This window comes from Nocardioides marmorisolisilvae (assembly GCF_003725775.1).
Classification (GTDB): domain Bacteria; phylum Actinomycetota; class Actinomycetes; order Propionibacteriales; family Nocardioidaceae; genus Marmoricola; species Marmoricola marmorisolisilvae.
On record NZ_RJSG01000001.1, the window covers coordinates 254,703 to 278,338 of the forward strand.

28 protein-coding genes and 3 tRNA genes are annotated in these 23,636 nt (G+C 68.8%); 4 read left to right on the top strand and 27 right to left on the bottom strand.

What is annotated here, in order from left to right; all coding sequences use genetic code 11:
- Positions 1 to 3: 3 nt before the first annotated feature.
- From EFL95_RS01325 to EFL95_RS01380, 12 genes are all read right to left on the bottom strand, one after another.
- Positions 4 to 1,272, bottom strand: a complete 1,269-nt coding sequence (locus EFL95_RS01325; RefSeq protein WP_123232256.1) for an MCE family protein — start codon at positions 1,270 to 1,272, stop codon at positions 4 to 6.
- On the bottom strand, positions 1,269 to 2,687 hold the full coding sequence (locus EFL95_RS01330) for an MCE family protein (RefSeq protein WP_123232257.1): 1,419 nt from the start codon (positions 2,685 to 2,687) through the stop codon (positions 1,269 to 1,271). Before EFL95_RS01330 ends, EFL95_RS01325 begins: the two co-directional genes overlap by 4 nt.
- Positions 2,684 to 3,847 (bottom strand): MCE family protein, encoded by a 1,164-nt coding sequence (locus tag EFL95_RS01335; protein ID WP_123232258.1) that lies wholly within the window; start codon positions 3,845 to 3,847, stop codon positions 2,684 to 2,686. Before EFL95_RS01335 ends, EFL95_RS01330 begins: the two co-directional genes overlap by 4 nt.
- Positions 3,847 to 4,821 carry an MCE family protein gene (locus EFL95_RS01340; protein ID WP_123232259.1) on the bottom strand — a complete coding sequence of 325 codons (975 nt, stop codon included), beginning with the start codon at positions 4,819 to 4,821 and terminating at the stop codon, positions 3,847 to 3,849. The genes EFL95_RS01335 and EFL95_RS01340 overlap by 1 nt, the downstream gene beginning before the upstream one ends.
- Entirely contained in the window at positions 4,818 to 5,867 is a 1,050-nt protein-coding gene (locus tag EFL95_RS01345) for an MCE family protein (RefSeq protein WP_123232260.1), read from the bottom strand. Before EFL95_RS01345 ends, EFL95_RS01340 begins: the two co-directional genes overlap by 4 nt.
- Entirely contained in the window at positions 5,864 to 7,135 is a 1,272-nt protein-coding gene (locus EFL95_RS01350; protein WP_123232261.1) for an MCE family protein, read from the bottom strand. The genes EFL95_RS01345 and EFL95_RS01350 overlap by 4 nt, the downstream gene beginning before the upstream one ends.
- Positions 7,135 to 7,962 carry an MlaE family ABC transporter permease gene (locus EFL95_RS01355; protein ID WP_123232262.1) on the bottom strand — a complete coding sequence of 276 codons (828 nt, stop codon included), beginning with the start codon at positions 7,960 to 7,962 and terminating at the stop codon, positions 7,135 to 7,137. Before EFL95_RS01355 ends, EFL95_RS01350 begins: the two co-directional genes overlap by 1 nt.
- A 4-nt stretch (positions 7,963 to 7,966) precedes the next feature.
- Positions 7,967 to 8,752 carry an MlaE family ABC transporter permease gene (locus EFL95_RS01360; RefSeq protein ID WP_123232263.1) on the bottom strand — a complete coding sequence of 262 codons (786 nt, stop codon included), beginning with the start codon at positions 8,750 to 8,752 and terminating at the stop codon, positions 7,967 to 7,969.
- A gap of 6 nt (positions 8,753 to 8,758) precedes the next feature.
- Positions 8,759 to 9,712 carry an ABC transporter ATP-binding protein gene (locus tag EFL95_RS01365; protein WP_123232264.1) on the bottom strand — a complete coding sequence of 318 codons (954 nt, stop codon included), beginning with the start codon at positions 9,710 to 9,712 and terminating at the stop codon, positions 8,759 to 8,761.
- Positions 9,713 to 9,947: 235 nt separating this feature from the next.
- Positions 9,948 to 10,343, bottom strand: coding sequence for a 50S ribosomal protein L7/L12 (gene rplL, locus EFL95_RS01370; protein WP_123232265.1), 396 nt, complete (start codon positions 10,341 to 10,343; stop codon positions 9,948 to 9,950).
- A gap of 75 nt (positions 10,344 to 10,418) precedes the next feature.
- Complete coding sequence (gene rplJ / locus EFL95_RS01375) at positions 10,419 to 11,108, bottom strand: 50S ribosomal protein L10 (protein WP_123232266.1); 690 nt, start codon at positions 11,106 to 11,108, stop codon at positions 10,419 to 10,421.
- A 255-nt stretch (positions 11,109 to 11,363) separates the two neighbouring features.
- Complete coding sequence (locus EFL95_RS01380; protein ID WP_123232267.1) at positions 11,364 to 11,858, bottom strand: MarR family winged helix-turn-helix transcriptional regulator; 495 nt, start codon at positions 11,856 to 11,858, stop codon at positions 11,364 to 11,366.
- A 58-nt stretch (positions 11,859 to 11,916) separates the two neighbouring features.
- On the opposite strand from EFL95_RS01380, the gene EFL95_RS01385 reads away from it, so the two are divergent.
- The gene (locus tag EFL95_RS01385) at positions 11,917 to 12,291 is read left to right on the top strand and encodes a cupin domain-containing protein (protein ID WP_123232268.1); all 375 of its coding nucleotides are present in this window, start codon (positions 11,917 to 11,919) and stop codon (positions 12,289 to 12,291) included.
- An 87-nt stretch (positions 12,292 to 12,378) separates the two neighbouring features.
- Here EFL95_RS01385 and rplA read toward each other — a convergent pair whose 3' ends face one another.
- The 5 genes from rplA to EFL95_RS01410 all read right to left on the bottom strand — a co-directional run bounded on the left by rplA (position 12,379) and on the right by EFL95_RS01410 (position 15,074).
- Positions 12,379 to 13,092: a 50S ribosomal protein L1 gene (gene rplA, locus EFL95_RS01390; protein WP_123232269.1), complete on the bottom strand. Its 714-nt coding sequence runs from the start codon at positions 13,090 to 13,092 to the stop codon at positions 12,379 to 12,381.
- 86 nt (positions 13,093 to 13,178) lie between these two features.
- Positions 13,179 to 13,607 (bottom strand): 50S ribosomal protein L11, encoded by a 429-nt coding sequence (rplK, locus tag EFL95_RS01395; protein ID WP_123232270.1) that lies wholly within the window; start codon positions 13,605 to 13,607, stop codon positions 13,179 to 13,181.
- A gap of 89 nt (positions 13,608 to 13,696) precedes the next feature.
- Positions 13,697 to 14,662, bottom strand: a complete 966-nt coding sequence (nusG, locus tag EFL95_RS01400) for a transcription termination/antitermination protein NusG (protein ID WP_123232271.1) — start codon at positions 14,660 to 14,662, stop codon at positions 13,697 to 13,699.
- Between the two features lie 54 nt (positions 14,663 to 14,716).
- Positions 14,717 to 14,956 (bottom strand): preprotein translocase subunit SecE, encoded by a 240-nt coding sequence (gene secE / locus EFL95_RS01405; RefSeq protein WP_246004742.1) that lies wholly within the window; start codon positions 14,954 to 14,956, stop codon positions 14,717 to 14,719.
- A 45-nt stretch (positions 14,957 to 15,001) separates the two neighbouring features.
- A tRNA-Trp gene (locus EFL95_RS01410) sits at positions 15,002 to 15,074 on the bottom strand.
- Positions 15,075 to 15,221: 147 nt separating this feature from the next.
- On the opposite strand from EFL95_RS01410, the gene EFL95_RS01415 reads away from it, so the two are divergent.
- The 3 genes from EFL95_RS01415 to EFL95_RS01425 are packed head-to-tail and all read left to right on the top strand — an operon-like array spanning position 15,222 to position 18,116.
- Positions 15,222 to 16,505: an aspartate aminotransferase type Ic gene (locus EFL95_RS01415; protein ID WP_123232272.1), complete on the top strand. Its 1,284-nt coding sequence runs from the start codon at positions 15,222 to 15,224 to the stop codon at positions 16,503 to 16,505.
- Positions 16,506 to 16,512: 7 nt separating this feature from the next.
- Positions 16,513 to 17,583, top strand: coding sequence for an adenosine deaminase (locus EFL95_RS01420; RefSeq protein WP_123232273.1), 1,071 nt, complete (start codon positions 16,513 to 16,515; stop codon positions 17,581 to 17,583).
- Positions 17,580 to 18,116 (top strand): DUF4190 domain-containing protein, encoded by a 537-nt coding sequence (locus EFL95_RS01425; protein WP_123232274.1) that lies wholly within the window; start codon positions 17,580 to 17,582, stop codon positions 18,114 to 18,116. The genes EFL95_RS01420 and EFL95_RS01425 overlap by 4 nt, the downstream gene beginning before the upstream one ends.
- Here the strand turns inward: EFL95_RS01425 and EFL95_RS01430 are convergent.
- From EFL95_RS01430 to EFL95_RS01475, 10 genes are all read right to left on the bottom strand, one after another.
- Positions 18,113 to 19,126, bottom strand: coding sequence for a UDP-N-acetylmuramate dehydrogenase (locus tag EFL95_RS01430; protein WP_123232275.1), 1,014 nt, complete (start codon positions 19,124 to 19,126; stop codon positions 18,113 to 18,115). The genes EFL95_RS01425 and EFL95_RS01430 overlap by 4 nt on opposite strands.
- Positions 19,119 to 19,487, bottom strand: a complete 369-nt coding sequence (locus tag EFL95_RS01435) for a MaoC/PaaZ C-terminal domain-containing protein (protein ID WP_123232276.1) — start codon at positions 19,485 to 19,487, stop codon at positions 19,119 to 19,121. Before EFL95_RS01435 ends, EFL95_RS01430 begins: the two co-directional genes overlap by 8 nt.
- Positions 19,487 to 19,894 carry a MaoC family dehydratase gene (locus EFL95_RS01440; protein ID WP_123232277.1) on the bottom strand — a complete coding sequence of 136 codons (408 nt, stop codon included), beginning with the start codon at positions 19,892 to 19,894 and terminating at the stop codon, positions 19,487 to 19,489. The genes EFL95_RS01435 and EFL95_RS01440 overlap by 1 nt, the downstream gene beginning before the upstream one ends.
- Positions 19,895 to 19,970: 76 nt before the next feature.
- A complete protein-coding gene (gene rpmG, locus EFL95_RS01445) occupies positions 19,971 to 20,141 on the bottom strand; it encodes a 50S ribosomal protein L33 (RefSeq protein ID WP_123232278.1) in 171 nt (56 codons plus the stop codon).
- 50 nt (positions 20,142 to 20,191) lie between these two features.
- Positions 20,192 to 20,268: transfer RNA gene (locus tag EFL95_RS01450), tRNA-Met, on the bottom strand.
- Between the two features lie 35 nt (positions 20,269 to 20,303).
- Positions 20,304 to 20,376: transfer RNA gene (locus EFL95_RS01455), tRNA-Thr, on the bottom strand.
- 81 nt (positions 20,377 to 20,457) lie between these two features.
- Positions 20,458 to 21,882: an amidase gene (locus EFL95_RS01460; protein ID WP_123232279.1), complete on the bottom strand. Its 1,425-nt coding sequence runs from the start codon at positions 21,880 to 21,882 to the stop codon at positions 20,458 to 20,460.
- 49 nt (positions 21,883 to 21,931) lie between these two features.
- Positions 21,932 to 22,654, bottom strand: coding sequence for an LrgB family protein (locus EFL95_RS01465; protein ID WP_123232280.1), 723 nt, complete (start codon positions 22,652 to 22,654; stop codon positions 21,932 to 21,934).
- On the bottom strand, positions 22,651 to 23,019 hold the full coding sequence (locus tag EFL95_RS01470; protein ID WP_246004743.1) for a CidA/LrgA family protein: 369 nt from the start codon (positions 23,017 to 23,019) through the stop codon (positions 22,651 to 22,653). The genes EFL95_RS01465 and EFL95_RS01470 overlap by 4 nt, the downstream gene beginning before the upstream one ends.
- Before the next feature lie 19 nt (positions 23,020 to 23,038).
- Positions 23,039 to 23,629, bottom strand: coding sequence for a DNA-3-methyladenine glycosylase I (locus EFL95_RS01475; protein ID WP_123232282.1), 591 nt, complete (start codon positions 23,627 to 23,629; stop codon positions 23,039 to 23,041).
- Positions 23,630 to 23,636: the final 7 nt, after the last annotated feature.

Genomic DNA, 23,636 nt, shown 5'->3' on the forward strand with positions numbered 1-23,636 from the left:
CGATCACGCGACCGGCTGGAGCAGCAAGGATTTCCACGAGTCGCCTCCGTACAGCTGGGCCGCGCCACCGTCGTAGACGACGTTGGAGCTCGGCGTCTGGTCGGTCCAGAGCACCTTGCCCGTGCTGAGATCGTACGTGGCCACAGGTGAGTCGAGATCGGTGCCGACCCGCGGTGCGTTCTGGGCGCCGCGGGCGTTGGTCTTGGACGCCGGCTCGGTGCACTTGGCGTCCTCGTCCATCGGCTTGTCCTTGGTGTCCGACGGGGTGCGCCGCTCTGCCGGGTCGTAACCCTTGTCGCAGACAGCCGGGATCGGGTTGAAGATCAGACCGAAACGGGCGTTGTAGCCCTCGCTGTTCTTGGCAGCGACCGTGAACCCGCCGGCGACCATGTACGGATAGAGCACCAGGATCTGGCGGATGCCTGGCAGGTGCTTCGAGATCACCCGGCCGGTGGTCACCAGGTTGTTGATCAGGCCGCCGAGGTCGACGGCGTTGGTCTCCAGGAAGGTGCGCAGCTCGTTCGCGGTCGCCGACCCGTTGTCGATCAGCGCTCGGAGCGCGTCGTCGTTGTTGGCGAGGGTGCCGCTGAACAGGGCCAGGTTCTGCGCGAAGCTGCGGATCGCCGAGCCCTTGTCGGACTGGGTGCGCAGCACCGTGTTGGAGTCCTTGATGAGCGCGGTGGTCACGTCGAAGTTGTCGTTGGCACTCTTGATGAAGGCGTTCGAGGTGTCGATCAGCTGAGCCAGCGCCGGGCCGGTCCCCTGGAAGCCCGCCCCGAACTCGTCGACGACGGTGCGCAGGTCGCCCTCCGGGACCGAGTTCACCAGCTGGTCGACGTTGGTCAGGATCTCGGTGGTGGAGACCGGGATCTTCGTGTCGGCCGGCTTGATGACCGACCCGTCCTTGAGGAACGGCCCCTTGTCGGTGCGCGGGTCGAGCTCGACGTACTGCTCACCCACGGCCGACTTGTTGCCCACCAGGGCGATCGTGTCGGACGGGATGTTCTTGTGGCTCTTGTCGATGGAGAGCACGACGTCCACGCCGCCGTTGATCAGCTCCATGTCGGTGACGTCGCCGACCTTCACACCCCGGTAGGTGACCTCGGCACCGGTGAAGATGCCGCCGGACTGCACGAAGTGCGCGTGCACCTGGTACGAGGAGTCGTAGACCAGCTTGTCCAGGCGGGCGTACCGGGCGCCGACGTAGGAGACTCCGAGCAGCGTGATGAGCACGAAGATCATCAGCTGCTTCTTGGTGCGGGCGGTGATCACTGGTACGCCACCCCCTGCAGCAGGAGGGTGCCCATGCCGGGGTCGTAGCCGCTGCCGCTGAGCAGGAACGGGTCCTGGGCGCCGGACGCGTCGTACGCCGACCCCGGAGCCGCGCGCCCGTGGCCCAGCAGGCCACCGAGCAGCTGGCCGAGCACGTTGCCGCCGGCCTGCGGGTTCGAGGAGGTGTCCGCCTTGTTGCTGGTGCCGCCGAGGACCCCGCCGATGCCGGGGATCGGCAGACCGCCGCCGCCGTTGTTGTTCGAGTTCTTGCACAGCGCCGGCACCAGGCCGCACAGCTGCTTGAGCTGGCTGCCGGAGAGCAGACCCTTCAGCTGGGTGCAGAGCGCGCCCGCGGGCGACTTCTCGCACTTGCTGAGCAGGTCGGCCAGGCTGACCCCGGGCGCCAGGCCCGGGATGTTCGGCAGGTTGAACAGGTCCAGCGTCAGGTTGATCGACAGGTTGGTGAAGTCACCCATGTGCAGGTTGCGGGCGACCACGGGGTCGCGACCGACGGCCTCGTCGATGAACGGGTAGGTGAGCAGCACCTGGAGCGACTTCGGCAGCGCGTCGTCGGCCTTGCCGAGGGCCGCGAGGACCGGGGCCAGGTTCTTCAGCGCGTCGATCGTGGATGCCTTGGAGGCCTGGATGACCCGGACGCCCACCGAGCTGAGCTTCGAGAGCGACTGGAGCATCTTGACCAGGTCGGCGCGCTGGCTGTTCACCGAGGCGATCGCCGGCGGCAGGTCTTTCAGCGCGGACTTGAGGGTGCCGTCCTGGCGGCGCAGCTCCAGCGAGAGCCGGTTGACGTTCTCCAGCGCGGTCACGATCGAGGTCTTGTTGTTCGCCAGCTGCGTCATGAAGCCGCGCACCTGGGTGATGATCGAGCGGACCGCGTCCTCACGACCGGAGAAGGCCGTGTTGAGCTCCTCGGAGATGGTCTTCAGCTGGGCCACGCCACCGCCGTTGAGCAGCAGCGCCAGCGCGCCGAAGACCTCTTCGAGCTCGGGGTTGCGGCCGGTGTCCTCCAGGCCGATGACGTCGCCGTTGCCGAGCTGACCCTCGGGGTCGGCCGGCTTGCTCAGCGACACGAACTTCTCGCCGAGGAGGCTGGTCTGGCGGATCTCGGCCCGGGCGTTGTCCGGGAGGTCGACCGTGTTCGGCAGCTCCACGGTCACGTCGGCGACGTAGCCCTTGAGGCTGATCTTGGTGACCTTGCCGACCGTGACGTCGTCGACCTTGACCGTCGACTGCGGCACCAGGTCCAGCACGTCGCGGAACATGATGTGGACCTTGATCGGGTGGCTGCCGACGTCGGCGCCACCGGGCAGCGGGACGTCGTAGATCGAGCAGCTGCTCAGGGCGACGGCACCGACCAGGGCGGTCGCGACGGCGGCGAGCTTGCGCGGGAGCCTCATCGGTTCACCTCCACCAGTCCGCCGAGCGACCTGTCGATCGGCTCCACCACCGTGACCCGCGAGCTCTGCAGCGGAGCGGTCCGGCCGAGACCGAGCACCCCGAGCACCGTCTTCAGCGGGCCGCAGGCGTCCGGCAGCAGGGCGCAGAGCACCACGCTCGGCTTGGCGGTCAGCTGGGTGACGGATTCACCGATGTTGGCCCGGGTGTCCAGGGTGCCGGCGTTCTCGTCGTAGGCCAGCGCCAGGTTGTTCAGCGCCTGCGGAGCGTCCTTGAGGGACTCCTCGAGGGCAGCGCGGTTCTTCGCGAAGATCTTGCTGATCTGGTTCAGGCCCTTGATGTTCGTGGTCAGCGCCTGCTTGTTGTCCGCCACGAAGCTGCGCACCTGGGTGAGAGCCACCGACAGGTTCTGCAGCACCTGGGCCAGATCGCCGCGCTCGTCGGAGAGCAGCTGGGCGCCGGAGGCCAGCGAGTCGTTGAACTTGCGCACCGTCTCGTCGTTCGCCGACAGGGCCGAGGTGAACTTCTCGATCTCGGAGACCGTGCCGAACAGCTCGTCCTTGTTGTCGGCCAGCGTCTTGGTCAGCCGCGACAGGTTCTTCAGGGTCGAGTTGAACTGGACGCCCTGGCCGCCGAAGTTCTTGGCGGTCGAGTCGAGCAGCCGGGTCAGCGCACCGGTGCCGGTCGCGTCGGGCTTGTTCGCACCCTCCGGGCCGAGCGCCTTGGTGAGGTCGTTGATCGAGCCGAAGATCTCGTCGAGCTCCAGCGGGGTCGCCGTCCGGTCGGTGCCGAGGTGGGCGTCGTTCTTCAGCACCGCACCACCGCGGTAGACCGGGGTGAGCTGGATGAAGCGGTCGCCGACGATCGAGGGCGAGATGACCACGGCCTTCGCATCGGCCGGCACCTTGTACTTGTCGTCGTAGGTGAACTTCACCCGGACCTTGGTGCCCATCGGGGTCACGTCGTCGACCTTGCCGACCGAGACCCCGAGGATCTTGACGTCCGAGCCCTTGTAGAGCGACACGGTCCGCGGGAAGTCCGCGGTGATGGTCCGCTTGCCGCCGCCCGGAAGGATCAGCAGCAGCGCGGCGACCAGGAGCACGACCACGACGACCACCAGGATCGCGGGGTTGAACTCACGCACGAGCTTTCGCGAGGCCATCAGTTACCCCCTCCCAGTCCCGGGGCCGGAGGCAGGTTGGAGATCCAGGTGTCGAACCACGGACCCGTGCCGAGGGTGTTGGTGAAGACCCGGTAGAACGGCGCCAGCAGGCGCAGCGAGTTGTCGAGGTTCGACTGGTTCTTCTTCAGCACGTTGACCACACCGGTGAGGTTGGACAGCGCGGGCTTCAGATCGGCGCGGGACTGCTGCACCAGCAGGGTGAGCTCGGTGGAGAACTTGCTCGTGGAGACGAGCAGGGTGTGCACCGCCTCGCGACGGGCGACGACGGCGCGCAGCAGCGTGTCGCTGTTCTTCATCAGCGTGACGATGTCCTGGTTGCGGTCGGCCAGCACGCCTGAGACCGTCTTCAGGTTGCCGAGCAGCTCGTTGACCTGGGCGTCGCGGTCGGCCACGTTCGCGGACAGCGCGGAGAGGCCCTTGAGGGTGCTCTTCAGCGCGGCCGGGGTGTCCTTGGTGGCGTCGGCCAGGGTGTTCAGCGACTTGGTCAGCTGCGGCAGGTCGATGTCCTCGGCGCGCTGGGCCAGGCCCGAGAACGCCTCGACGACGTCGTACGCCGAGCGGGTCCGCGACTCGGGGATCGTGGCACCCTTCTTCAGCTGGCCCTTGCCGGCCGGCTCGAGCGCCAGGAACATCGCGCCGAGCAGCGTCTTGACCTTGATCTGGGCCCCGGTCGTCGTGCCGAACTTCGAGCCGGTCTTGATCTTGAAGGCGACCCGCACGTGGTCGCCGCTCAGGCCGACGCTGGTGACCTTGCCGACGCGCACGCCGGCGATCCGGACCTCGTCGTTCGGCTTGAGGCCGCTGGAGTCGGAGAACGAGGCGTAGTAGGTGTCACCGCCGCCGATCAGCGGCAGCGAGTCCGCCTTGAAGGCGACCAGGATCATCACGATGATCGCGGCGATGCTGGCGGCACCGATCTTGACGGGGTTCCGCTCACGGAAGGGAACGCTCATGAGAGGTTGCACCTCCCGTTCCCGCCCGGGTACGTCTCGTAGGGAACGTTGATGTTGCCGGTCGGCAGCACCACCTTCGCCTTGAACTCGCACAGGTAGAAGTTGAAGAACGACCCGTAGATCGCGGTCCGACCGATCTTGGTCAGCTTGATCGGCAGGATCTGCAGCGCCCGGTCGATCTCGTCACTTCCCTTGTTGAGGTTGGTGGCGACCGTGCGCAGGCCCTTGATGTCCTGCACCAGGCCGGGGCGGATGCCGGTGGTGATGTCGGCGGTCTGCTGGGCCAGCGCGGAGACCGAGTCCAGCGAGTCGAGGATCGCGTTCCGGTCCTGGGTCAGGCCGGTGACGAACGTCTTCAGGTTCACGATCAGGCTGTTCAGCTGCTGGTCGCGGTCCCCCACCGTCTGGAGCACGGCATTGAGATTGTCGATCACGTCGCCGATCAGCTGGTCGCGGTCGGCGAGGGTGTTGGTGATCTCGCCGGTGCTCTGCAGCAGGCCCTGGAGGTTGCCGCCCTCGCCCTGGAAGACCTGGATGATCTCGTAGGACAGGCGGTTCACGTCGGCCGGCGTGAGCGCGGCGAACAGTGGCTTGAAGCCGTTGAACAGCACGGTCAGATCGAGCGCCGGCTGGGTCTGGCTCAGCGGCAGGGTGTCGCCGGCGGGCAACCGGCTGGTGTCGCCGACGCCCTGGGTCACCGAGATGTAGCGCTGACCGACGAGGTTCCGGTACCGGATCGTCGCGGTCGAGCTGCGGGTGACCTCGGAGGACTTGCGCACCGTGAAGGTGACCTTCGCCTTGGTGCGGTCGAAGATCTGGACGTTCTTCACGCTCCCGACCTTCACACCGGCGATCCGGATGTCGTCACCCTTCACCACGCCGGTGGCGTCGGTGAAGATCGCCTTGTAGGTGCGCGACCGCTCGAAGCTCAGGTTGCCGATGACGACGACGAGCATCATCGTCGCCAGGCCGGTGACCACCATGAAGATGACCAGCTTGGTCAGGTCTCCCCGGGTCTTCTTGTCCAGCATCCGCACGCCGCTCATCGGACACTCACCTGCGTCCCGGCAGCGAGCGGCCCGAAGAGCAGCGTGGTCAGGTCGGGGACGTCGGAGGCGGGGACCCCCATCACCGGAGCGGTGAGTGCATTGAAGAAGGCCTTCTGGCTGTCGGACCCAGCGGGGTTGGTCGAGTACGCGTCCACGTTCGGTGCGGTGCGCTGGGCGTCACCGCGCTGCAGCCCGTTCACGCCGTCGTTGAGGTTCGGCACCCCGGTGAACGGGACCTTCGGGTTCGGCAGGCCGAGGCACGCCGGGCCGTTGTCCGCGCCGTAGACCTGGCGGTCCTGCGGCCCGTACCCGCGCGGCTGGCGGGGCAGGGTGATCAGGTCGATGTGGAACACGAACCCGCGGAAGGTGTTGGCCAGCAGCGGCGCCTGGTCGACCAGGCCGCGCAGCAGGCACGGGAACTCCGCGGAGTAGCGATTGAGCAGCTTGGTCTGCGGTGCGCTGAGCTGGCCGAGCTCGACGATGTTGTCACCGTTGGCGTCGAGGAAGGTCTTCGCGGTCGCGGAGAACGAGCTGACGTCCTTGAAGAACGCGTTCAGCTTGGCCTGGCGCGAGAGCAGCGTGTCGCCGGTCTTCACGGTGTTGCGCAGGGTGGCGGCGATCTGCGGGGCCACGTCGGCGTAGGTGCCGCTGACCTTGGAGAGCAGGCGCAGGTCCTCGACCAGAGCCGGAACCTGCGGGTTGAACCGCTTCAGGTAGGAGTTCAGCGTCTCGATGTTCTCGCCGATGGCCTCACCACGGCCCTCGAGCGCGCTGGCGAGCGCGTTCAGGGTGTAGTTGAGCTCGGCCGGCTGCACCGCGCGGAGCAGCGGGTAGATGTCGTTGAGGACCTTCTCGACCTCGATCGGCAGCGCCGTCTGGGTGATCCGGTCACCCTTCTTCAGCGGCGTGGTCGAGGCGTCCTTCGGGATCACCAGCTCGACGTACTTCTCACCGAACAGCGTCTTCGGGAGGATCGAAGCGGTGACGTTGTCCGGGATCTGGTCGATCTTGTTCGGCTTGATCCCGAGGGTCAGCACCGCGCCGTCGGCGCCGGACTTCGCCTCCATGACCTGGCCGACGATGACGCCGCGGACCTTCACGTCCGCCCGCGCCGGCAGCTGGAGACCGATCGTGTCGGTGTTCAGCTGGACCTTGTCGAAGGACAGGAACTTCTGGGTGAAGACCGCGTTCACGGTCCACACCATCAGGAGGAGCAGGGCGAGGAAGAGCACGCCGAGCACGCGGTTGCTGAAGATCCTGCCCATCAGCCCGCCAACCTGACCGTGGTCGTCGAACCCCAGATGGCCATGCTCAGGAACAGGTCGATGACGTTGATCGCCACGATCGAGGTGCGCACGGCGCGACCCACCGCCACACCCACGCCGGCGGGACCGCCGCTCGCGGTGTAACCGTGGTAGCAGTGGATCAGGATCACCACGACGGCGAACACCAGCACCTTTCCGAAGGACCAGAGCACGTCACCGGGTGGCAGGAACTGATTGAAGTAGTGGTCGTACGTACCGGCGCTCTGACCGAAGAACCGGGTGACGACGAGCCGGGTCGAGAAATATGACGACAGCAGGCCGACGACGTAGAGCGGCGTGATCGCGATGAGGCCGGCGATGATCCGGGTCGTGACCAGGAACGGCATCGACGGGATGGCCATCACCTCGAGGGCGTCGACCTCCTCGGAGATGCGCATGGCGCCGAGCTGGGCGGTGAAGCCGCAGCCGACGGTCGCGGCGAGCGCGATGCCGGCGATCAGCGGGGAGATCTCGCGGGTGTTGAAGTAGGCCGAGACGAATCCGGAGAAGGCCGCTGTGCCGATCTGGTTCAGCGAGGCGTAGCCCTGGAGGCCGACCTCGGTCCCGGTGAAGAACGCCATCGCGGTGATGACGCCGACGGTGCCGCCGATGACCGCGAGCGCGCCGCTGCCCAGGGTCACCTCGGCGAGCAGCCGCAGGATCTCCTTGGGGTAGCGGGTCACCGAGCGCGGCGTGGCGATCAGGGCGCGGATGTAGAACGCCAGCTCCTCGCCCATGCGGTCGAGCATCCGGAGCGGCGCCTGTGCCTTGTTCATCAGGTCTGACATGGCGCTAACCCGTCTTCGGGGGGACGAGTTGGAAGTAGATGGCGCTCATCACGAAGTTCACGACGAACAGCAGCATGAAGGTGATGACCACCGACTCGTTCACCGCGTCGCCGACTCCCTTCGGGCCACCGCCCGCGTTCATGCCCTTGTACGCCGCGACGATGGCCGCGATCAGGCCGAACACCAGGGCTTTGGCCATGCCTTGGTACAGGTCGGGGAGCTGGGCCAACGCCGTGAAGCTGGCCAGGTAGGCACCGGGGGTGCCGTCCTGCAGCACCACGTTGAAGAAGTAACCGCCGCAGACACCGACGACGCTGACCAGGCCGTTGAGGAAGACCGCGACCAGCATGCAGGCGAGCACGCGAGGCACCACGAGCCGTTGGATCGGGTCGATGCCGAGCACCATCATCGCGTCGAGCTCTTCGCGGATCTTGCGGGCACCGAGGTCCGCCGCGATCGCAGAGCCGCCGGCGCCGGCGATCAGCAGCGAGGTCGCGATCGGCCCTGCCTCACGGACGACTGCGAGGACCGAGGCCGAACCCGTGAACGACTGCGCGCCGAACTGCTTGATCAGGCCGCCCACCTGGAGCGCGATGACCGCGCCGAAGGGGATGGCGACCAGAGCGGTCGGCACGATCGTCACGGAGGCGATGAACCACGCCTGCTGGAGGAACTCGCGTGTCTGGAAGGGTCGCTTGAACAGCGACCTCCCGACGTCGAGCCCGAAGGCGAAAAGCTTGCCGGCTGTCCCGATCGGAGCCAGGATCCGGTCCGCGGTGGCGGAGGACATCTGCCGTCAGGCCCCCGGTGCCATCGACATGTTCGGGGCGAACGATCCGGGAGGCGGCGTGACGCCGTTCTCCGCGCACCACTGGCCCGGAGGACGCTGGCTCTTGCGCGGGATGCCCGAGGACGGCTCCTGCTGCAGCGGGATCGGGGGCAGCGGCGGCAGCTCCTGGTCCTTCTCGGCCTCGAGCTCGTCGGCGTCCTTCTCCTCCGACATGCCGATCGGGCCGACGCGCTGGGCGTTGAGGAACTGGCGCACCACCGGCTCCTCGGAGCTCAGCAGCATCTCGCGCGGACCGAACATCGCCAGGTGCTTGTGGTACAGCAGGCCGATGTTGTCCGGCACCGTCCGGGCGGTGTTGATGTCGTGGGTCACGATCAGGAACGTCGCGTCGATCTGCGCGTTCAGGTCGATGATCAGCTGGTTCAGGAAGCTGGTGCGGACCGGGTCCAGACCGGAGTCCGGCTCGTCGAAGAGCACGATCTCCGGGTCCAGGACCAGCGCACGCGCCAGGCCGGCACGCTTGCGCATACCGCCGGAGATCTCACCGGGGAGCTTGTCCTCGGCACCGAGGAGACCGACGAGGTCCATCTTCTCCATGACGATGTTGCGGATCTCGGACTCGGACTTCTTGGTGTGCTCGCGCAGCGGGAAGGCGACGTTGTCGTAGAGGTTCATCGAGCCGAACATCGCGCCGTCCTGGAACAGCACGCCGAAGAGCTTGCGGATCTCGTAGAGCTCCTTCTCCGGGCAGGAGGCGATGTCGACGCCCTCGATGATGACCTTGCCCTCGTCGGGCTTGAGCAGACCGATGATCGTCTTCAGCAGCACCGACTTACCGGTACCGGACGGACCGAGCATCACGCAGATCTCACCCGCGGGAACCGTCAGGCTGACGTCCTTCCAGATCAGCGACTTTCCGAACGACTTGGTGAGGTGCTCGATCTTGATCTCGACGCCCATGGAGAAACTCCCTCTAGATCCGGATGGCAGGTGTGACTCCCACGACACTCCCGCCTGGTCAAACCAACGAGTAACCGGAGGCTAAGTTACGCGGACATTGCGCTCACGTCACCCTCCGCCACATCCGTCTCAGATTCAGGGAACGAAACGCGACAAGACGTGCCGGAGTATGCGAAGAGCGGCCGGTCCCCGGGGGGACCGACCGCTCCTGCGGTGAATCTGGAGTGCTACGAGGTCACTTGAGCGTGACGGTGGCGCCGGCGCCCTCGAGGGCCTCCTTGGCCTTGTCAGCGGTCTCCTTGTTGACCTTCTCGAGGATCGCCTTCGGGGCGGCCTCGACGAGCTCCTTGGCCTCCTTCAGACCGAGGGAGGTCAGGGCGCGCACCTCCTTGATGACGTTGATCTTCTTGTCACCAGCGGCGTCCAGGATGACGTCGAACTCGTCCTGGTCACCAGCGTCGTCGCTACCGGCAGCGGCGCCGCCGCCGGCCGGGGCGGCCGCGGCAACGGCGACCGGAGCAGCGGCGGTCACGCCGAAGGTCTCCTCGAACTGCTTCACGAACTCGCTGAGCTCCAGGAGGGTCATCTCCTTGAAAGCGTCGAGCAGCTCGTCGGTGCTGAGCTTCGCCATGGTGGCGTTCCTTCCGTTCGTGGCGGCGTCAGGCGACGCCCGCCAAGTTTCTTTTCGTGGGTGGTGGTTGCCGAACTACTCGGCGGGTGCGTCCTCGGCGACCTCGGCCTCGGCCGCGGGGGCCTCGGTCTCGGCAGCGTCGTCAGCGGCAGCCTCGGCCTCGGCCGGCTCCTCTGCGGGAGCCTCCTCGGCAGGGGCCTCCTCCGCGGCAGCGGCCGGAGCACCGGCACCACCCGCGAGGATCGAGGGGTCCTGCTGCGCCTTCGCCTCCAGGGCACCGACGATGCGGGCAGCCTGGGCGAGCGGGGCGTTGAGCAGGTAGACGGCCTGGCTGAGCGAGGCGAGCATCGCGCCCGCCAGCTTGCCCAGGAGAACCTCGCGCGACTCGAGATCGGCCAGCTTGGCGATCTCCTTCGCGTCCATCGAGGCACCGTCGACGTAGCCGCCCTTGATGACGAGGGCGGGGTTCGCCTTGGCGAAGTCACGCAGACCCTTGGCAGCCTCCACGACGTCGCCGTTGATGAAGGCGATCGCCGTCGGCCCGGTGAGCAGGTCGTCGAATCCCTCGACGCCGGCTTCCTTGGCCGCGAGCTGGGTCAGCGTGTTCTTGACCACGGCGTAGTTGGCGTTCTGGCCGAGAGCGCGCCGCAGATCCTGCAGCTGCTTGACGGTCAGGCCGCGGTACTCGGTCAGCACGGCGCCGGCGGACTCGTTGAACTGCTCAACGATCTCCGCAACGGCTGCTGCCTTGTCAGGCCGGGCCATGGGGCTCCTTCCAACTGTGCACGGGTTGTGCGAACCGAACCCGGCCGAGAAAAGACGAAACGCCCTGGCGCAGGCACAGGGCGTGGCACGGCGTAGCCGTTCTACTCTCTGTCACCTGCGCAGGCCGCCCGTTTTCACGGACCTTCGCACTCCGGGGAGTGGACCGGCGGTCTTCGGTTCCAGCGGGAAACTGTACGGGAGTACGCCGTGAGCGCCAAATCGGCCCCGGATCGTCCCCCGAACCGGGCGCCGCGCTCAGAGGTACAGGCTGCGCAGCTCGCGGTAGAGACCCTCCGGAGCGTCCTCGGTCATGCTCCGCAGCACGGACCGCACCGTGTCCACCGCGTCCTGGCCCTGGCCGGCCACCAGGCGCTGCTCGTAGCCGGAGTGGAACTCCCGGGCCACGCCCAGGGCGCCCGCTCCGCGCTCGCTCAGCCCGACCAGACGGGCCCGGCCGTCGTTCGGGTCGGGCCGGCGGACCAGGTACCCCCGGCGCTCCATGTCCTCGACGATCTGCGCAGCCCCCTGCTTGCTGATCCCGAGCCGTCCGGCCAGGTCGCTCACCGTCCGCGGCTCGGCGTGCAGCAACCGGAAGACCACGCCGTCGGAGCTGCCCAGGTCGTCGTACCCGTGGGAGGCCATCTCCTCGTGCAGCCCGCGCACGAACGCCTGGTACGCGACGAGCAGCAGGATGCCCAGGTCGGAACGTGGTCCCGGGGGCTCGGAACCCGGTTGCGCAGGAGGGATCATGCCCCCAGAATAGCCAAGCGAACTTGTTCAAGTGCGCTTGTCTAGTTGAGGAGCACCCATGTACGTCATCCGCGGTGCCGAGGCGCAGGTCTTCGACCTGCCCGGCATCACCTTCACCGCCCTGGCCGCACCGAGCCGGGGATCTGCCGAGCTCTGCGCCTGGCTGCTCACGGTCGAGCCCGGCCTGGAGTCCCCCGAGGCCCACACGCTGGACCACGACGAGGTCTTCCTGGTCATCGACGGGACCGTCCGGCTCGCCCCGGACGGCGAGGTCGCCGCAGCCGGCGACGTGGTCGTGGTCCCGGCCGGGGAGCCGATCCAGCTGTCCAACCCCGGCGGGGTCCCCGCCCGGGTGCACGTGGCGGTCACCGCGGGCTTCACCGCGGCGATGGCCGACGGCAGCCCGGTCGGTACGCCGCCCTGGGCCTGCTGAAACGCTGACCCGGCAGAAACTCACGGCCCCCGAGCACCAGTCGGTGCTCGGGGGCCGTGAGTTTCTGCCGGGTCAGCTAGATGGGGCTCAGGCCTCGTCCTCGACCGCGACGTTGCGGGTGCGGTTCGGGTCGACCTGGACACCGGGGCCCATGGTCGTGGAGACGGTGACCTTCTTCAGGTAGCGGCCCTTGGAGCTGGCCGGCTTCAGACGGAGCACCTCCTCGAGCGCCGCGGCGTAGTTCTCCGCGAGCTGGACCTCGGAGAACGAGGCCTTGCCGATGATGAAGTGCAGGTTCGCGTGCCGGTCGACCCGGAACTCGATCTTGCCGCCCTTGATGTCGGTCACGGCCTTGGCCACGTCCGCGGTCACGGTGCCGGTCTTCGGGTTCGGCATCAGGCCGCGCGGACCGAGCACGCGGGCGATGCGGCCCACCTTGCCCATCAGGTCCGGCGTCGCGACGGCGGCGTCGAAGTCGGTCCAACCGCCGGCGACCTTCTCGATCAGCTCGTCGCCACCGACGAAGTCGGCGCCGGCCTCACGGGCGGCGTCGGCCTTGTCGGCGTTCGCGAACACCAGGACGCGGACGGTCTTGCCGGTGCCGTTCGGCAGGCTCACGGTGCCGCGGACCAGCTGGTCGGCCTTGCGGGGGTCGACGCCGAGACGCATGACGACGTCCACGGTCTCGTCGAACTTCTTCTTCGAGGTGGCCTTGGCGATCTTGATCGCGGCCAGCGGGGCGTAGAGCTCGTCCTTGTCGAACTGCTCAGCCGCCGCGCGGTAGGTCTTGCTGCGCTGCATGGGTCTTCTCTTTCTGTGGCGGCGTCACGCGGGGGTGGCGCCAGGAAGGATGTGGTGAGCGAGCCAGCGCGGCTCTTCCACGGGTTTCAGTCGGTGGTGACGCCCATCGAGCGGGCGGTGCCCTCGACGATCTTCATCGCGGCCTCGACGTCGTTGGCGTTGAGGTCGGGCATCTTGGTCTCGGCGATCTCGCGGATCTGGTCCTTGGTCAGCTTGCCGACCTTGTCCTTCTGCGGGACACCGGAGCCCTTGGCGATACCGGCGGCCTTCTTGATCAGCTCTGCGGCCGGCGGCGTCTTCGTGATGAAGTCGAAGGTCCGGTCCTCGTAGATGGTGATCTCGACGGGAATGACGTTCCCGCGCATGGCCTCGGTCTGGGCGTTGTACGCCTTGCAGAAGTCCATGATGTTGACGCCGTGCGGGCCGAGCGCGGTACCGACCGGCGGAGCCGGAGTGGCGGCGCCCGCCTGCAGCTGCACCTTGACCAGTGCGGCGATCTTCTTCTTCGGAGGCATTGCTCTAGTTCTCTACTTTCTTCTCGTGGTCATGACGAGACGCGCTCTGCGCCTCTGCCACCTGGTGTTGCGTGGTGCGGTGAGCTCGGTCAGACCTTCTCGATCTGGCTGAAGCTCAGCTCGACCGGGGTTTCCCGGCCGAAGATCTCGACGAGGGCCTTGACCCTCTGTGCCTCGGCGTTGATCTCGGTGATCGTCGCGTGCAGCGTGGCGAACGGGCCGTCCACCACCATCACCGAGTCGGAGACGTCGAAGTCGGCGACGGTGATCGACGGGCGGCTGGCCGGGCGGACCGGGGCACCGGTGCTCGCGGCCTCGGCGACCGCGGCGGCCTCGGCCTCGGCCTGGACGGCGGGGGCCAGCATGTTCTCGACCTCTTCGAGGCTCAGCGGCACCGGCTGGTGGCTGTGCCCGACGAAGCCGGTCACCGACGGGGTGTGCCGCACTGCGGCCCAGGACTCGTCGGTCAGGTCCATCCGGACCAGGACGTAGCCGGGGAGGACGGTGCGCTTGACCAGCTTGCGCTGCCCGTTCTTGATCTCGGCGACCTCTTCGGTGGGGACGATCACCTCGTGGATGAAGTCCTCCATGTTCAGCGAGGTGATCCGGTTCTCGAGGTTGGCCTTCACCCGGTTCTCCATGCCGGAGTAGGTGTGCACCACGAACCAGTCGCCGACCTTCTCGCGCAGCGCGGCCCGGAACTCCTCGAGCGCGTCGCCGCCCGGGGCGTCGACAGCAGCCTCGTCCTCGGCAGCCTCGTCCTCGGCGGCCTCGTCGGCAGCGTCCTCGGTGGCCTCGTCGTTGGCGTCGTCGTCAGCGGGCTCGTCAGCGGCCTCGACCTCGACCTCGGCCTCGACGACCTCGGGGGCCTCGTCGGCAGCGTCCTCGGCAACGTCCTCGGTGCTGTCCTCGGTCAGCTCGGGCTCGTCGGAGGAGGCGTCAGCGACCTCGGCCTCCGCGGAGACCTCGGCCTGCGGCTCGTCAGCGACCTCGACCGCGAGGTCGTCCTGGTCGTCGAGGACCGGCTGGTTTGCCTCGTCGTACTGCTCCGACACGTTCACTCCGTACTGAATTGATAAAGCTGAAAGGGGTGCTGCCCTGGAGGGCTGCTACTTGTTCGTGGTCTTCGATCCGCCGAAGACCTGGAACACGGCCTTGCCGAAGGCCAGGTCGAGGACCGACACGATCGCGATCATGAAGAGCACGAACACCATCACGACCAGGAAGTAGGTCACCAACTGCTGCTGGCTCGGCCACACGACCTTCCGCAGCTCGGCGACGACCTGTCGGTAGAACGTGACCGGGCTCGTGCGGTCGGACTTGGCCGAGCGCGCCGGGGTGTCCGTCACGGCTTCCTTCTTCCCTTGATCGATGACTGTGTCTGATGTCCAGCGCAGGGCACGAGGGACTTGAACCCCCAACCCCCGGTTTTGGAGACCGGTGCTCTGCCAGTTGAGCTAGTGCCCTTCGACGTCCTCCGGGCATGCAGAAGCATTGCCCGAGGACACCAAAAGAGGAGTCTACGGGGCGTCGCCAGCCAAAGTCGAACCGGCTTCACGCTCTGCCCGGGTAACCGGCTCGCGAGGCGCCAGGGGCCTCTGGGACGATGGCACCGTGAGCGCAGAGAACCAGCCCCTCGCCGACCAGTCCCCCGCCGAACTGGCCGCCTTCCTGGCAGCCCAGCAGCAGGCGTACACCGACCTGCAGGGCAAGGGCCTGAAGCTCGACCTGACGCGCGGCAAGCCCGCGGCGGCGCAGCTGGACCTCTCCGACGCGCTCCTCGGCCTCCCGACGGGACCGAAGGACTCCGCCGGGGTGGACACCCGCAACTACGGCGGCCTCGAGGGCATCGCGGAGCTGCGGGCGATGTTCGCCGAGCTGCTCTGGGTCGAGCCCGAGCAGGTCGTCGCCGGCGGCAACTCCAGCCTGGTGATGATGCGCGAGGTGCTCACCGACCTCTGGCTCAAGGGCGGGGTCGACTCCGAGCGTCCGTGGAGCCAGGAGGAGAAGGTCACCTTCATCTGCCCGGTGCCCGGGTACGACCGGCACTTCACGCTGCTCGACTGGTTCGGCATCGACACCGTCACGGTGCCGATGAACTCCGACGGTCCGGACGCCGAGGCGGTCGCTGCACTCGCCGCGAACGACCCGAGCATCAAGGGCATCTGGATCGTGCCGACCTACGCCAACCCGACCGGATCGATCGCCTCGCTCGAGGTCGCCGAGCGCCTGGCCTCGATGCCGACCGCCGCACCGGACTTCAAGATCTTCTGGGACAACGCCTACGCGTTCCACCACCTGACCGAGGACGAGGCGAAGAGCGCCGACATCCTGTCGCTGGCCTCAGCCGCGGGGAACCCGCACCGGCCGATCATGTTCGCCTCGACCTCCAAGATCACCTACGCCGGTGCCGGCGTCGCGTTCCTGGCCGGGTCCACCGAGACGGTCTCCTGGTACACCACGCACCTCGGCAAGGGCGCCATCGGACCGGACAAGCTCAACCAGCTCCGGCACGCGCAGTTCTTCGGCAGCGCCCAGGGTGTGCGCGACCACATGACCCAGCACCGGCTGATCATCGCGCCGAAGTTCGACGAGGTGGACCGGGTGCTGACCGAGCGCCTCGGTGGTCTCGGCGTCGCCTCCTGGACCAAGCCGACGGGCGGCTACTTCGTCAGCCTGGACGTGCTCGACGGCACCGCCTCGCGGGTCGTGCAGCTGGCCAAGGAGGCGGGCATCGCGCTGACGCCGGCGGGTGCCTCGTTCCCGAAGGGCGACGACCCGCACGACCGGAACATCCGCCTGGCGCCGACCTTCCCGGAGATGGGCGAGGTCTCCGCCGCGATGGACGGCGTCGCCACCTGCGTCCTGCTGGCCGCCGCCGAGAAGCTCGCGGGCTGACCCGGCAGTGCCCTTCGAGACGGTTGCTGCGCAACCTCCTCAGGAACCGAGTTCCGGGCACCGCGACCTGACTGCCCTGCCCAAGGCCCACCTGCACCTGCACTTCACCGGCTCGATGAGGCACGGGACGCTGCTCGAGCTCGCCGAGCGGGACGGCATCTCACTGCCGGACGCACTGGTCACCGAGTGGCCGCCGACGCTCTCGGCAGCGGACGAGAAGGGCTGGTTCCGCTTCCAGCGCCTCTACGACGTGGCGCGGTCGGTGCTGCGCACCGAGGCCGACGTACGGCGGCTGGTGCACGAGGCGGCCGAGGACGACCAGCGCGACGGCGGGCGCTGGCTGGAGATCCAGGTCGACCCCAGCGGGTACGCCGCGAAGTTCGGCGGGATCACCGCCTTCACCGACCTGGTGCTCGACGCCGTTGCCGAGGCCTCGCGCGACGTCGGCATCGGGATGGCGGTGGTGATCGCCGCCAACCGGACCCGGCACCCGCTCGACGCCCGCACGCTCGCCCGGCTGGCGGCCCAGTACGCCGACCGCGGGGTGGTCGGCTTCGGGCTCTCCAACGACGAGCGCCGCGGACGGACCGCCGACTTCGCGCCGGCCTTCCGGATCGCCGAGCGCGCGGGTCTGCTGCTCGCACCGCACGGCGGCGAGCTGCTCGGCCCGGACTCGGTGCGGACCTGCGTCGAGGAGCTGCACGCCGACCGCCTGGGCCACGGGGTGCGGGTCGCCGAGGATCCCGCGCTTCTGGACCGGGTCGTCGAGAAGGGCATCGCCCTGGAGCTCTGCCCGGTCTCCAACGTGGCGCTCGGCGTGTACTCCGACCTGACCTCGGTGCCGCTGCCGGAGCTGATGGCCGCGGGCGCCCAGATCGCCCTCGGCGCGGACGACCCGCTGCTGTTCGGCTCCCGGCTCGGCGCCCAGTACGCGACGATGCGCGCGGCCCACGAGCTCACCGACGAGCAGCTGGCGTCGCTGGCGCGCTCCTCGATCCACGCCTCCCGTGCCGACGACGCCACCAAGGCGGGGCTGCTGACCGAGATCGACGCCTGGTTGGGGAGAATGCCGGGATGAGCGACAGCAGCGGCGGCCCGACGCCGGACGGGCCGCAGTTCAACCCGCAGTCGGCCTACCCGATCGGCCAGGAGCCGCCGGGTCAGGCCCCGCCGCCGACGTACGGGCAGGCCCAGTACGGCCAGCCCTACGGGCAGCAGCAGTACGGGCAGCCGCAGTACGGGCAACAGCAGTACGTGCAGCAGCAGCCGGGCTACGGGCAGCCCTACCACCAGCCCTTCACCTCGTACGTCGCACCGGACCACCCCAAGGCCACCACCGCTCTGGTGCTCGGCCTGGTCAGCGTCGTCGGTGGCCTGATGTGCGGCCTCCCGCTGATCGCGGCGCCGTTCGCCTGGGTCACCGGGATGCGCGCCCGTCGCGAGATCCGCGAGTCGAACGGCCAGCTCGGCGGCGACGGCTCGGCGCAGGCCGGGATGATCCTCGGCATCGTCGGCACGGTGCTGCTGACCCTCGCCCTGATCGGGGTGATCCTGCTGATCGTCCTGTTCGCGGTCGACGCCCAGCGGGTCGCCGACTACGGCACCGTCTAGAGCTCGAGCCCGACGAGCACCGGCTCGTTGACCAGCTCGATCCGGAAGCTGCTGCGGACACCGTCGCGCACCTCGCGGGCGAGCGCGACCAGCTCGGACGCCGTCGCGCCGCCCCGGTTCGTGAGCGCCAGGGTGTGCTTCCCGGACAACGCCGCGGTGGCGCCGCCGTAGCCGCGACCGAAGCCGGCGTGCTCGATGAGCCACGCGGCACTGGTCTTCACCGCGCCGTCCTCCTGCGGCCAGGCAGGGGCGCCCTCGGGCACCTGCGCGGCCGGGACGACCGGATTGGTGAAGAACGAGCCGGCGCTCCAGGTGTCGTGGTCGGCCGGGTCCAGCACCATGCCCTTGCCGCGGCGCAGCTCCAGCACGGCCTCGCGCACCTCGGCCGCCGGCGCGCGCTCGCCCACCGATACGCCGAGGCGGTCGGCGAGCTCGGCGTACCCGACCGCTGCGCCGAGGTCGCCGAGCCGGAACTGGAAGACGACCTCGAGCACCACGAACCGGCCGGGCTCCTGCTTGAGCCGGCTGGTCCGGTAGCCGAAGCGGCAGTCGCGGGCGAACAGCGTGTGCACGGCGCCGGTCTGCCGGTCCCAGCAGCGGACCGAGGCGACGGTGCCGGCGACCTCCTGCCCGTAGGCGCCGACGTTCTGGATCGGGGTGGAGCCGGCCTGGCCCGGGATGCCGGAGAGCGCCTCGATCCCGAGCCACCCCTCGGTCACCGCGCGCTGCACCAGGTCGTCCCACGGCTCCCCGGCCGCGACCCGGACCACGGCACCGCCGCAGGCGTCGGCGTCGAAGACGACCCCGGAGGTGCGCACCGCGACGACGCGTCCGTCGAAGCCGGCATCGGCGACGAGCAGGTTGCTGCCCCCGCCCACCACCAGCACCGGGGTGCCGGCCGCGTCCGCCTCGGAGACCGCGGCGACCAGCTCGGCCTCGGTGGTGGCCTCGACGTACTCGGCCGCGGGACCACCGACGCGCAGCGTCGTGAGGCTGGACAGGTCAGGCACGCAGCACCGCCCGTGGATTGCCCAGCACCTTCTCGCCGTTGCAGGTCACGGTGAGGGCGACCACCCGCTGGCCCTCGGACTCGGTGAGCTCGCCCTCGACCACCACCTCGACACCCTCGGCCGGGACGACCACGGGCTTGGTGAACTTCGCGGTGAGCTCGGCGATCTGTCCGGAGTGGCCAACCGACTCGTCGACGTACCGGGCCACCAGGGCGAGGGTGTACATGCCGTGCGCGATCACACCGGGCAGGCCCACGGACAGCGCCACCGCCTCGTCCTGGTGGATCGGGTTGTGGTCGCCGCTGGCGGCGGCGTAGGCGACCAGGTCGGCCCGGGTCACGCGGTAGGTGCGGGCATCCATCAGGCACCTGCCTTGTGCACCAGCGTCGCGCGGGCGGTGCACACCAGGGCACCGTCGGCGTCGGTGATCGCGCTGGTCGTGGAGATGATGTCGGCGCCGCCGATCTGGCGCAGCCCGTCGACGGTGAGCTCGGCGCTCAGCCGGTCCCCCGCGAGCACCGAGCGCTCGTGGGTGAACCGCTGGTCCCCGTGCACCACGTGGTGCAGCTCGATCCCCACCGACGGGTCGACCATGAGCTCCTGCATGGCGGCGAACGCGACCACGATCGGGTAGGTGGCGGGCGCAGGTCCGCCGGCGGCGTACGGGGTTCCGGTCGCGGCGGCGAAGGCGGCCAGCGAGTCCTCGGTGACGTCGTACGGCGCGGTCGGCGGGAACGTTCGCCCCACCAGGGACTGGTCTACTGCCACGCGGCGAAACTACCGGACAAAGCAGAACGGCACCCCCGAGGGGATGCCGTTCGGCGATGACGTGGGTGCTGAGCGGTCAGCGGGTCTCGCGGTGCTCGGTGTGCGTCCGGCAGCGCGGGCAGAACTTCTTCAGCTCCAGCCGGTCGGGGTCGTTCCGGCGGTTCTTCTTGGTGATGTAGTTGCGTTCCTTGCAGTCAACGCACGCCAATGTGATCTTGGGGCGGACGTCGGAGCTCTTGCTGGCCACGGTGTGCCTTCTTCCTGCTTGCGAAAACTTCGGTGCTGCGGGTGTGTTGCTGGTAGCGGGGGCGGGGCTCGATCCCGCGACCTCACGATTATGAGTCGTGCGCTCTAACCAGCTGAGCTACCCCGCCTCGGTGAACAGTCGCGCTTCCGCGGCCATTCCCAGAGCCCCTTTACGGAATCGAACCGTAGACCTTCTCCTTACCATGGAGACGCTCTGCCGACTGAGCTAAAGGGGCCTGCCTTGTGGTCCTGCTTCAAGGCCGACGAGAAGGATACACAGGCGGCCCGGCGTTCGTGAAATCGGTGTGGGCGCCGTCTCAGGCGTCCTGGATCCGGGCGAATCCGACGGCCTGCTCGAGCTCGTAGGCCACCTCGAGCAGCCGTGCCTCCCGGCCGCGACCGGCACCGAGCTGGACCCCGATCGGCATCCCGTTGCGGCTGGTTCCGAGCGGCAGCGAGATGGCCGGGTCGCCGGTGGCGTTCTGCAGCGGGGTGAAGTTCACCAGCTGGATCAGCCGGTCGATGACCACCTCGTAGGGCTGGGCCGGGTTCAGCCAGCCGAGCTCGGGGGTGGGCAGCGCGAGCACCGGGGTCAGCACCGCGTCGTAGGTCCGGAAGAAACGCTTGGAGATCTGCTGCGAGGCACCGAGCCGGGACAGGACCAACGGCAGCTTCCAGGACTGGCGCAGACCGTGCTTGGCCAGCCCGCGGCTGAGATTGTCGGTCTTCGCCCGGTCGAAGTCGGCTCCCAGGGTCCGCTTGCCGGTGGCCAGCATGAAGGTGGACAGCACGCTCCAGTACGCCAGGAAGTCGTCGAGGAAGTACTCCGGGACCGGCATGGCGATCTCCTCGACGTGGTGGCCGAGCGCCTCGAGCTGCTGGGCGGCGCCGCGGACCGCCTCGGCCACCTCGGGGTCGGTCTTCAGGTCGCCGATCGAGTCGATCAGCATCGCGATCCGCAGCCGCTTCTGGCCGGGGCCGCGGATGTCCCCGATCGGCGGCAGCTTGAGGTTGCGGTAGTGCTTCTCGGACTCGCGCAGGAAGGCCGCGGTGTCGCGGACGCTGCGGCTGACCACGCCGTCGGCCACGATGCGCAGCGGCATCTCGCGGATCATCTTGTCCTGCGGCACCCGGCCCCGGGTCGGCTTGAGGCCGACCAGGCCGTTGCAGCCGGCCGGGATCCGGATCGAGCCGCCGCCGTCGTTGGCGTGCGCGATCGGGACCGCTCCGCTGGCCACGAACGCCGCCGACCCGGCCGAGGAGGCACCCGAGGAGTAGTCGGTGTTCCACGGGTTGCGGACCGGATCCGCGTTGAAGAACTCCGCGCTCGCGCTGAAGCCGAATTCGGAGAGCTGGCTCTTGCCGATCCCGACCAGGCCGGTGCCGAAGAACATCGAGGCGAAGTCGCCGTCCACCTTCGCCGGTTCGCCCGTGTACGCCGAGCAGCCCTGCTGGGTGGGCAGTCCCTGGACGTCGGAGTTGTCCTTGACGAACGTCGGTACGCCGGCGAAGAAGCCCTTCCCGGGCCGGGCTGCCCTCGCCCGGGCGCGGTCGTAGTCGGCAACGACCAGGCCGTTGAGCTCGGGGTTCACCTTCTCGACCCGCGCGATCGCGGCGTCGACCGCCTCCAGGGCCGAGATCCTGCCGGCACGGATCTCCTCGGCCAGGCCGACCGCGTCGTGCTCGCCGAGGGCGTCGTCGGAGAAGGCGTGGACCTTGGCGCGGGGAGGGGGCAGCGTCATGGACGGAAAACTAGCCGCCATCGACGGCTTCCGGGATCCTCCTGGAGAACTAGATCCAGAGCACCACGATCGGCACGAGCACGCTGGTCGCGACCGCGGCCAGCCCCATGCACAGCGCGCTGAACGCACCCTCGGTGCGACTCTCGGCCAGGGCCCGCGCGGTGCCGATGCCGTGGGTGACGCTGCCCATCGCGATGCCGCGGGCGCGGGGGTCCCGCACGCCGATCCTGTCGAGCACCCACGGACCGAGGATCGCGCCGGTGATGCCGGCGAGGATCGTGAGCACCGCCGTCAGGGCCGGGATGCCGCCGATCTGGCTGGACAGCGCGAGCGAGACCGGGGTGGTCGCCGCCTTCGGGGCCATCGTCAGCTGGAGCTCGCGGTTGCCGCCGGCCAGGTCGGTGACCAGGATCGCGGAGCAGATGGAGACGACCGTGCCGACCACGACGCCGGTGAGGATCGGCACCGCGGCCCGTCGCACCAGGTGCCACTCGTGGTGCAGCGGCAGGGCCAGCGCGACGGTCGCCGGGCCTAGCCAGAACCCGACGTAGCTGCCACCGGTCAGGTAGTCGGCGTAGGAGACGTCGCCGAGCTTGAGCACCGCGACGATCACCACGATCGCGACCAGCACGGGCTGGAAGACCGGACTGCCGGTCCGGTGGTGCAGCCAGCGGCCGAGCGCGTAGCCGGCCAGCGTCAGGGTGATCCCGAACAGCGGCGACGTCGTCAGCCAGTCCCAGGTCTCCTGGCCGTGGAGCGCGAGCGGCGTCATGGCCGCTCCCGGAAGATCCGCAGCAGCCGGTCGGCGACCAGCGCGGTGGCCACGAAGCCCAGCAGCCAGGAGACCCAGAGCCCGGCCGCGAGCGGGAGCGCGTCCTCGGCGATCCGGTGCAGGTAGACCACGACCCCGACGCCGGCCGGGACGAAGAGCAGGTGCAGGTGCCGGAGCAGCAGCGTCGGCGCCGCCACCAGGCCGGAGGACTCCGCCGGCCGGCGCAGCTGGAGGACTCCGAAGAACAGCAGCATTCCGACGACGGGCCCGGGGAACTCGATCCCGGTCAGTCGGACGGCGAGCTCACCGACGAGCTGGCAGCCCAGCAGGGCCAGCAGGCCCTTGAGCACGGGAGGGTTCGCCACGGGAGCAGTGTGGCAGGACTCAGGCCGGCCACCGACCCGAGATGCCGCGCCTGAAACAGCCGGTCAGGTGGGTGTCGACGATCCCCGTGGCCTCGAAGAGCGCGAACATCGTGGTCGGGCCGACGAACGAGAACCCGCGCTTCTTCAGCGCCTTGGACAGCGCCAGCGACTCCGGCGAGGTGGTCGGGAGGGCCGAGGTACGGGCCGGCTTCGGCGTGCGGCTCGGAGCGAACGACTCGACGAACGCCTCGAGCCCGCCGTCGGCACGCAGGTCGATGGTGGCGCGGGCGTTCCGACGCACCGACTCGACCTTGCCCCGGTTGCGGACGATGCCGGGGTCGAGCAACGCCTTCTCCAGGGCGGCATCGCTCAGCCGCGCGACCTTGTCGACGTCGAAGTCCCGGAACACCCGGCGGTAGCCCTCGCGCTTGTTGAGGATCGTCAGCCAGGACAACCCGCTCTGCGCCCCCTCGAGGCAGAGCCGCTCGAACAGCGCGGACTCCCCGACGACGGGACGGCCCCACTCGTCGTCGTGGTACGCGCGCAGGACGCCGTTGCTCCCCCAGGGACAGCGGGCGATGCCGTCGTCCCCGATCACGGGTCCGGTCATCCTCGGG

Excerpts from the sequence above, each read along its gene's own strand:
- EFL95_RS01435 (WP_123232276.1), bottom strand. The coding sequence starts at position 19,487 with ATGGATGCCCGCACCTACCGCGTGACCCGGGCCGACCTGGTCGCCTAC.
- EFL95_RS01355 (WP_123232262.1), bottom strand. The coding sequence starts at position 7,962 with ATGTCAGACCTGATGAACAAGGCACAGGCGCCGCTCCGGATGCTCGAC.
- EFL95_RS01330 (WP_123232257.1), bottom strand. The coding sequence starts at position 2,687 with ATGAGGCTCCCGCGCAAGCTCGCCGCCGTCGCGACCGCCCTGGTCGGT.
- EFL95_RS01465 (WP_123232280.1), bottom strand. The coding sequence starts at position 22,654 with ATGACGCCGCTCGCGCTCCACGGCCAGGAGACCTGGGACTGGCTGACG.
- EFL95_RS01475 (WP_123232282.1), bottom strand. The coding sequence starts at position 23,629 with ATGACCGGACCCGTGATCGGGGACGACGGCATCGCCCGCTGTCCCTGG.
- EFL95_RS01385 (WP_123232268.1), top strand. The coding sequence starts at position 11,917 with ATGTACGTCATCCGCGGTGCCGAGGCGCAGGTCTTCGACCTGCCCGGC.
- EFL95_RS01365 (WP_123232264.1), bottom strand. The coding sequence starts at position 9,712 with ATGGGCGTCGAGATCAAGATCGAGCACCTCACCAAGTCGTTCGGAAAG.
- rplK (WP_123232270.1), bottom strand. The coding sequence starts at position 13,607 with ATGCCTCCGAAGAAGAAGATCGCCGCACTGGTCAAGGTGCAGCTGCAG.
- EFL95_RS01340 (WP_123232259.1), bottom strand. The coding sequence starts at position 4,821 with ATGAGCGTTCCCTTCCGTGAGCGGAACCCCGTCAAGATCGGTGCCGCC.
- rplA (WP_123232269.1), bottom strand. The coding sequence starts at position 13,092 with ATGCAGCGCAGCAAGACCTACCGCGCGGCGGCTGAGCAGTTCGACAAG.
- EFL95_RS01460 (WP_123232279.1), bottom strand. The coding sequence starts at position 21,882 with ATGACGCTGCCCCCTCCCCGCGCCAAGGTCCACGCCTTCTCCGACGAC.
- EFL95_RS01335 (WP_123232258.1), bottom strand. The coding sequence starts at position 3,847 with ATGGCCTCGCGAAAGCTCGTGCGTGAGTTCAACCCCGCGATCCTGGTG.
- EFL95_RS01425 (WP_123232274.1), top strand. The coding sequence starts at position 17,580 with ATGAGCGACAGCAGCGGCGGCCCGACGCCGGACGGGCCGCAGTTCAAC.
- rplJ (WP_123232266.1), bottom strand. The coding sequence starts at position 11,108 with ATGGCCCGGCCTGACAAGGCAGCAGCCGTTGCGGAGATCGTTGAGCAG.
- rplL (WP_123232265.1), bottom strand. The coding sequence starts at position 10,343 with ATGGCGAAGCTCAGCACCGACGAGCTGCTCGACGCTTTCAAGGAGATG.
- EFL95_RS01380 (WP_123232267.1), bottom strand. The coding sequence starts at position 11,858 with ATGATCCCTCCTGCGCAACCGGGTTCCGAGCCCCCGGGACCACGTTCC.
- EFL95_RS01345 (WP_123232260.1), bottom strand. The coding sequence starts at position 5,867 with ATGAGCGGCGTGCGGATGCTGGACAAGAAGACCCGGGGAGACCTGACC.
- EFL95_RS01360 (WP_123232263.1), bottom strand. The coding sequence starts at position 8,752 with ATGTCCTCCGCCACCGCGGACCGGATCCTGGCTCCGATCGGGACAGCC.
- EFL95_RS01350 (WP_123232261.1), bottom strand. The coding sequence starts at position 7,135 with ATGGGCAGGATCTTCAGCAACCGCGTGCTCGGCGTGCTCTTCCTCGCC.